Source organism: Thermithiobacillus tepidarius DSM 3134 (assembly GCF_000423825.1).
GTDB classification, from domain to species: domain Bacteria; phylum Pseudomonadota; class Gammaproteobacteria; order Acidithiobacillales; family Thermithiobacillaceae; genus Thermithiobacillus; species Thermithiobacillus tepidarius.
Genome location: NZ_AUIS01000006.1, coordinates 191,563 through 198,954 on the forward strand (window position 1 = coordinate 191,563; position 7,392 = coordinate 198,954).

6 protein-coding genes and 2 rRNA genes are annotated in these 7,392 nt (G+C 65.9%); all 8 read right to left on the reverse strand.

Annotated features, from left to right (window positions below; all coding sequences use genetic code 11):
* Positions 1-32 precede the first annotated feature (32 nt).
* Positions 33-926 (reverse strand): tRNA pseudouridine(55) synthase TruB, encoded by an 894-nt coding sequence (truB, locus tag G579_RS0104660; RefSeq protein WP_028989252.1) that lies wholly within the window; start codon positions 924-926, stop codon positions 33-35.
* 7 nt (positions 927-933) lie between these two features.
* On the reverse strand, positions 934-1,902 hold the full coding sequence (locus tag G579_RS15860; RefSeq protein WP_051180853.1) for a DHH family phosphoesterase: 969 nt from the start codon (positions 1,900-1,902) through the stop codon (positions 934-936).
* Positions 1,889-2,281: a 30S ribosome-binding factor RbfA gene (gene rbfA, locus G579_RS15865; protein WP_038018125.1), complete on the reverse strand. Its 393-nt coding sequence runs from the start codon at positions 2,279-2,281 to the stop codon at positions 1,889-1,891. The genes G579_RS15860 and rbfA overlap by 14 nt, the downstream gene beginning before the upstream one ends.
* 1 nt (position 2,282) lies before the next feature.
* Entirely contained in the window at positions 2,283-4,859 is a 2,577-nt protein-coding gene (infB, locus tag G579_RS0104675) for a translation initiation factor IF-2 (RefSeq protein WP_028989253.1), read from the reverse strand.
* Between the two features lie 59 nt (positions 4,860-4,918).
* Positions 4,919-6,427, reverse strand: a complete 1,509-nt coding sequence (nusA, locus tag G579_RS0104680) for a transcription termination factor NusA (protein WP_028989254.1) — start codon at positions 6,425-6,427, stop codon at positions 4,919-4,921.
* A gap of 30 nt (positions 6,428-6,457) precedes the next feature.
* Positions 6,458-6,919 carry a ribosome maturation factor RimP gene (rimP, locus tag G579_RS0104685; protein WP_051180854.1) on the reverse strand — a complete coding sequence of 154 codons (462 nt, stop codon included), beginning with the start codon at positions 6,917-6,919 and terminating at the stop codon, positions 6,458-6,460.
* Positions 6,920-7,064: 145 nt separating this feature from the next.
* A 5S ribosomal RNA gene (gene rrf / locus G579_RS0104690) occupies positions 7,065-7,180 on the reverse strand.
* Positions 7,181-7,250: 70 nt separating this feature from the next.
* Positions 7,251-7,392, reverse strand: a 23S ribosomal RNA gene (locus G579_RS0104695); the annotation flags it as partial.

A 7,392-nucleotide genomic window follows, 5' to 3' on the forward strand; every position in this document is an offset into this window, starting at 1 on the left:
CAACGCATTATTGTACGTGCGATGGACGTGTCTCACAACCGCTGATTCGTGCTGATGAGGCGGCGGGGCGCCACGCGCCCGTCATCCAGCACGGCCCCGAGCCCCAGAAAGCGCCCGCCGGGGCCGTACAGGCGCACCAGGCCGGACGGCAAGCCGCGCGGCGCCGTCACCGCCTGCCCCAGCAGCAGGTAGGCGGCACTGCTGTCGCCCAATGCCGCTGCGGGCAGATGGCCGAGAGCCTGATCGGCGGGCAGGAGCGGACAAGCACCGCGCTCCAGCTCTGCCGCCAAGGTCTCCAGAGTGAGCGCCTGCTCGATCCGGAACGGTCCCGAAGCCAGACGGCGCAACGCACTCACGTGGGCTCCGCAGCCGAGCGCCTCGCCCAAGTCCACGGCCAGGCTGCGGATGTAGGTGCCCTTGGAACAGGCCACCTCCACCTCGAGCTCATCGCCGTGCAGTGCCAGCAGCTCGTAGCGGCTGATCTGCACGCGCCGCGGCGCCCGCTCCACGGTGCCGCCCTGACGGGCGATCTCGTAGAGCGGGCGGCCCTGCTGCTTCAGCGCGGAATACATGGGCGGAACCTGCAGGATCTCGCCGCGGAAAGCGGCCAGGGCGTGCTCCACCTGGGCGGCATCCACCCGCACCGGCCGCCGCTCCAGCACCTCGCCCTCCGCATCGCCGGTGGTGGTCGTGCTGCCCAGGCGGAAGCGGGCGCGGTAGACCTTGTCGGCATCCAGCAGGAACTGGGAAAACTTGGTGGCCTCGCCGAAGCACAGCGGCAGCAGGCCGGTGGCAAGCGGATCCAGGCTGCCGGTATGCCCCGCCTTCTTGAGGCGCAGCAGCCGCTTGGCCTGCTGCAGGGCCGCATTGGAGCTGACCCCTTCGGGCTTGTCCAGCAACAGAATGCCGTCCGTGCACGGGCTCACGGCACCCTCACCGCAACACCGGCTGGATGGCCCGGAGCAGCTGCTCCACAGCGGCATCGAGGCTGCCGTTCAACTGGCAGCCGGCGGCGCGCTGATGCCCGCCGCCGCCGAACTGCGCGGCAATGACCGCCACATCCACATGGCGCTTGCTGCGCAGGCTCGCCTTCCACGCGCCGCCGCCGGCAGGACGCAGCAGGATGGCCACTTCCACCGTATCCACGCTGCGCGGGAACTGGATCAGCCCCTCGGTATCCTCCGCTCCGGTCCCGGTTTCGGCGTACATGGCTTCGGTGACCACGATCAGGCCGATGCGGCCTTCGGCAAAGTAGCGCAGGCCGGCCAGGGCCAGGGCCGCCAAGCGCAGCTGCTGCGGCGGCACTGACTCGTAGAGCGCGGCGTGCACCGCCCAAGGCTCGGCGCCGGCCCGCACCAGCACGGCCGCCACCTCCAGCGCCCGCACGTCCGTGTTGCTGTAGCGGAACGACCCGGTGTCGGTCACCAAGGAAGTGAAAAGACAGGTGGCGATATCCCGGTCCACGGGCAAATTCAGCGCCTGCAGGAGGTCGAACACGATCTCCCCGACGGCGCAGGCATCCACGCGGATGACATTGCTGTCCCCGTAGGCCGTATTGGAAACGTGGTGATCGATGTTGAGCAGATGACCATAGAGCCGCCGCTCGCCCACCGCGCTCCCGAGCCGGCCGTAGTCGCCGCAGTCCAGGGTGATGAGCAGGTCCTGGGGCGACTGATTGGGCTGGCCGTGGCGGATCCGGTCGCTGCCGGGCAGGAAGCGCAGATAGGCGGGCACCGGGTCCTGCATGTGAAACACCACGGCCTTGCCCGCCCCGGCCAGGGCATGGTAGAGCCCCAGCCCGCTGCCGATGCCGTCGCCGTCCGGGTTGACGTGCGTACTGATCATGATGCGCCGGGCCCGGCCGATGAGCGGTTGCAGCTCGGCCAGATCAATCCCGGTCAACATCCTCTCCGTCTGCCTGTCCATCCTCTTCCAAGGCGCCGCGGATCAGGCGCGACATGCGCGCCCCTTCGTCGAAGCTGCGGTCATACTCGAAATGCAGGTTGGGAATGCGGCGCAGGTCCAGTCGCTTGCCCAATTGATGGCGCAAATAGCCGCTGGCGTGCTGCAGGATGGCGCGCACCTCCTCCGCATGTTCCGGCCCGCTCAGCAGGCTGAAGAACACGCGGGCCGACTTCATGTCCGGCGTCACGTCCACGCCGCTGATGGTGGGCGGGATGGCGTGCACGGCGCGCAGGTCCCGCAGCTCCGGCAGGAGGGCGGCAATCTCCTCCTGCAACAGATGGGCAATGCGCCGGGAACGACTGAAATCTCTGGGCATCTTACAGCGTACGCGCCACTTCGACGGTCTCGAAGGCTTCGATGATGTCGGCCTCCTTGAGATCGTTGAAGTTCTTCAGGCCGATACCGCACTCGAAGCCTTCCCGCACCTCGCGCACATCCTCCTTCACCCGGCGCAGCGACTCGATCTCGCCGGTGAAGATCACCACCGAATCGCGTAGCACGCGCACCTTGGCGCTGCGGCGGATCACGCCGTCGCGCACCATGCAGCCGGCCACCACGCCCACCTTGGGCACCCGGAAAAGCTGCCGCACTTCGGCATGGCCGATGACCTGCTCCCTGATCTCGGGCGCCAGCATGCCGCTCATGGCCGCCTTGACCTCGTTCACGGCGTCGTAGATGACGTTGTAGTAATGGACGTCCACGCCTTCCTGCTCGATCAGGCGCCGCGCAGAGGCATCGGCGCGCACGTTGAAGCCGATGATGATCGCCTGGGAGGCGCTGGCCAGGTTGACGTCGGTCTCAGTGATGCCGCCCACGCCGCTGTGGATCACGTTGACCCGGACCTCGCCGGTGGACAGGCGCTCCAAGGCATCGCGCAGCGCCTCGGCGGAACCCTGCACGTCGGCCTTGACCAGCAGGTTCAAGGTATTGACCTGGCCTTCCTGCATCTGCTCGAACATCTGCTCCAGCTTGGCCTTCTGACTGCGCGCCAGCTTGACCTCGCGGAACTTGCCCTGGCGGAACAGGGCAATTTCACGGGCCTTGCGCTCGTCGGCCACCACCACGGTTTCCTCACCCACGGCCGGCACATTGGACAAGCCGAGCACCTCCACCGGAATGCTGGGCCCGGCGCTCTTCACCGCCTTGCCGCGCTCGTCGTTCATGGCGCGCACGCGGCCGAACTCGGTGCCGGCCAGCAGCACGTCGCCCAAGCCCAGCGTGCCGCCCTTGACCAGAATGGTCGCCACCGGGCCACGACCGCGATCCAGGCGCGACTCGATGACCACGCCGTGCGCCACACCGGATACCGGCGCCTTCAGCTCCAGCACCTCGGCCTGCAGCAGCACCGCATCCAGCAGCTCGTCGATGTTATGGCCGGTCTTGGCCGACACGTGCACGAACTGGGTATCGCCGCCCCAATCCTCGGGGATGACGCCGCGATTGGCCAGCTCCTGTTTCACCCGGTCGGGATCGGCCGAGGGCTTGTCGATCTTGTTCACCGCCACCACGATCGGCACGCCTGCCGCCTTGGCGTGGTCGATGGCCTCGATGGTCTGCGGCATGACGCCGTCATCGGCGGCCACCACCAGGATCACGATATCCGTCACCTTGGCGCCGCGGGCGCGCATGGCGGTAAAGGCCTCGTGGCCGGGAGTATCCAGGAAGGTGATCGTCCCCTTGGGCGTATCCACGTGATAGGCGCCGATGTGCTGAGTAATGCCGCCCGCCTCGCCTGCCGCGACCCGCGCCTCGCGGATGCGGTCCAGCAAGGAGGTCTTGCCATGATCGACGTGGCCCATGACGGTGACCACCGGCGGACGGGGCAGCATCGCCTCCTCCCCGCCGGGCGCTTCGCGCAGCAGATCTTCCGGGCTTTCCAGCGATACCAGCACGGGCTTGTGCCCCATCTCCTCCACCACGATGGCGGCGGTTTCCTGATCGATCACCTGGTTGATGGTCGCCATCACCCCCAGCTTCATCATCTGCCGGATGACCTCGGCCGCCTTCACCGCCATGCGGTTGGCCAACTCGGCCACGGTAATGGTCTCCGGGAGGGGAACGTCGCGCACGATCGGCTTGGTGGGCCGCTCGAAGCCGTGCAGTTGCTCCTGCCCCCGGTCTTTGCGCCGGGCATCCTTGCGGCGCCGCGCACCGCCCATTTCATCGCCCAGATCCAGCATGGTGCGGCCGGTCTTCTTGCCGCCCTTGCGCAAGGCTTCCTCCTCGGCGGCGCTGCGGCGATCCAGCTTCTTGCCTTTGGCGGGCGCCGGAGCCTTGGGGGCCGGGCGCACCGGCTCGGCGGCGGCCGGCGCTCTCTCGGCGCTTGCCGCCGCTGCGGGTGCCGCGGGTGTTTCGGCAACAGGTGTCTCGGGTGCCGGCGCCTCCGCTGCGGGCGCGGCCGTCTCCACCGCCTCGACCGCCGCCTCGGCGGGCAGCTCTGCAGCGGCCGCTTCCTGCTGCGGCTGCTCCTCTGCCTGCCCGACAGGCGTGGGTGCCACGGCGGCAGCTGATGCCGGCTCCAGCGCGGCAGCCACCTCCTCGACCCGCTTCTCCTCGGCAGGCACGGCCTCTTCTTCCGGGTGCGCCGGCCCGCGCTTCACATAGGTGCGCTGTTTCCGCACCTCCACCTTCACCGTGCGGGCCTTGCCGGAAGCTCCCGTCTGCTTGATCTGCGTCGTGCTGGTCCGCTTGAGCGTGATCTTTTTGGGCGCCGCGATTTCGCCCGCCTCGCCGTGACTGCGCCGCAGAAAGGTCAGGAGTTGACGCTTGTCTTCTTCGGAAAGGGGGTCATCGGCAGTACGTTTTTCCACGCCCGCAGCCCGCAACTGCTCCAGCAGACGGGGGGCGGACATGCTAAGTTCTTCTGCAAAACTGGCTACTGTAACCAAAGACATGGCCCTTCTCCTACTTCAGTGTGAAACGACTGCTTGCCCGAACGACAGCACAACCGGCATCAGTGGCTGGAAGCATTTTCCTCGCTGTCGGCGAACCACGGCGCCCGGGCAGTCATGATCAATGCGCGCGCCTTGTCGGCGTCGATATCGGCCAGCTCCTGCAGCTCCTCCACCGCCAACTCGGCCAAGTCCTCCGCCGTCTTGACGCCCTTGCTGGCCAGCACATGAGCCAGGCTCGGCTCCATGCCTTCCAATGCCAGCAGGTCGGGAGCCGGCTCGCTCAACTCCACCTGCTCCTCTTTGGCAATGGCCTTGTTCAGCAGGACATCCCGGGCGCGCTGGCGCAGCTCGTTGACGATCTCCTCGTCGAAGCCCTCGATCTGCAGCATCTCCCCGATGGGCACGTAGGCCACCTCCTCGATGCTGGTAAATCCTTCCTCCACCAGCACCGTGGCCAGCTCCTCGTCCACATCCAGCTCATCCATGAAGGTCTGGCGGAAGGTGCTGAACTCTTTCTGGCGCTTTTCACCCGCCTCCGCCTCGGTCAGGATGTTGATCTCCCAGCCCGTCAACTGGCTGGCCAGACGCACGTTCTGACCGCCGCGCCCGATGGCCTGGGACAGCTGTTCCTGATCCACCACCACATCCATGCTGTGCAGATCCTCATCCACGACGATGCTGGACACCTCCGCCGGGGACAGAGCGTTGATCACGAAAGTCGCCGCATCCGGTGACCAGATCACGATATCGATGCGCTCGCCCGCCAGCTCATTGGTGATGGCCTGCACCCGGCTGCCGCGCATGCCCACGCAGGCGCCGACCGGATCGACCTTGGGATCATTGGACTTGACCGCGATCTTGGCGCGCACCCCCGGATCCCGTGCCGCGCCCTTGATCTCGATCAGACCATTGGCGATTTCGGGGACTTCCAGGGTAAAGAGTTTGATCAGGAATTCCGGCGCCGTGCGCGACAGAAAGAGCTGCGGGCCGCGCGGCACCCGCCGTACGTCCTTCAGATAGGCCCGCACCCGATCGCCCGGCCGCACGGATTCGCGAGGGATCATGTCCTCCTTGGGCAGCAGCGCCTCGGCCCGGCCCAGATCCATGATGGCGTTGCCGCGCTCCATGCGCTTGACCACGCCGCTGATGAAATCACCCCGGCGCAGGGCATAGTCGGCGACGATCTGATCCCGCTCGGCCTCGCGCACCTTCTGCACGATGACCTGCTTGGCCGTCTGCGCCGCGATGCGGCCGAAATCCACGGCCGGCAGGACCTCCTCCACGGTGCCGCCGACCTGTGCGTCGGGTTGCCGAGCCAGTGCGTCCTTCAGATGCATCTGCGTGTCTTCGTGGCTCAAGGGCACGTCATCCGGCAGCACCTCCCAGATGCGAACGGTACGATATTCGCCTGTTTTCCGATCGATGCTGACCTGGATGTTCAGCTCCTGCCCATACTTCTTTTTAGAGGCGGACACCAAGGCCGCTTCCAGCGCCTGGAAGATCACCTCCTTGTCGACCCCTTTCTCCCGGGCAACCGCATCGGCCACAAATAGAATTTCCCGACTCATTCCACGCTCCTGTCCAGACCGGACTTAGATTTAGAACTCCGGCACCAGCCGAGTTTTTGCGATATCCGTAAATTGAAAGCGTTTCACGTCATCATCCACGCGCAGCAACACCGCATCCCCCTCCACACCGACGAGCTCGCCAACGAAGCGGCGCTGGCCATCCATCGGCTGATGCAGGCGCAGATTCACCTTATGGCCCGCAAAGCGGACGAAGTCCTCGCGCCGTTTCAGGGGCCGGTCCAGCCCGGGGCTGGACACCTCCAGGCGATATGCGCCGGGGATCACGTCCTCCACATCCAAGAGGGCGCTCACCTGGCGGCTGACCAGGGCACAGTCGTCCACCGTCACCCCCTCAGGCGCGTCGATGTAGAGGCGCAGCAAAGGTTGACGACCCGCCCGCACGAACTCCACATCCACCAGCTCATACCCCAGGCTTTCCACGGTGGACCGGAACAGCCCATCCAGATCCGCGTGAGGTGTTGCTTCGGCCATATCAGGCTCTCTCCTGGACTCAACAAAGACTGAAACAAAAAAGCGGGCGCAAGGCCCACTTTTTAAGATGACGCAATTATAAATGCGCAAGCACAAAAAACAAACCCCCGGGCGTGGGCCTGGGGGTTTGTGGGGGTGATTGGGTGCCTGGCAGTGACCTACTTTCACGGGGGGAGACCCCCCACTATCATCGGCGCGGTTGCGTTTCACGACCGAGTTCGAGATGGGATCGGGTGGGTCCACAACGCTATGGCCGCCAGGCAAAAACAAAACAGGAAGAGTAGCGCACAAGTTTGCTGCTGCGCCCGACCCAAAGCCATTTTGGCGTTATATGGTCAAGCCGCACGGCCGATTAGTACGGGTTAGCTGCATCCATTACTGGACTTCCACATCCCGCCTATCAACGTGGTGGTCTTCCACGGGCCTTCAGGAGCCTTCCAGGCTCGGGAGGTCTCATCTTGAGGGGGGCTTCC

Excerpts from the sequence above, each read along its gene's own strand:
- rbfA (WP_038018125.1), bottom strand. The coding sequence starts at position 2,281 with ATGCCCAGAGATTTCAGTCGTTCCCGGCGCATTGCCCATCTGTTGCAG.
- infB (WP_028989253.1), bottom strand. The coding sequence starts at position 4,859 with ATGTCTTTGGTTACAGTAGCCAGTTTTGCAGAAGAACTTAGCATGTCC.
- nusA (WP_028989254.1), bottom strand. The coding sequence starts at position 6,427 with ATGAGTCGGGAAATTCTATTTGTGGCCGATGCGGTTGCCCGGGAGAAA.
- rimP (WP_051180854.1), bottom strand. The coding sequence starts at position 6,919 with ATGGCCGAAGCAACACCTCACGCGGATCTGGATGGGCTGTTCCGGTCC.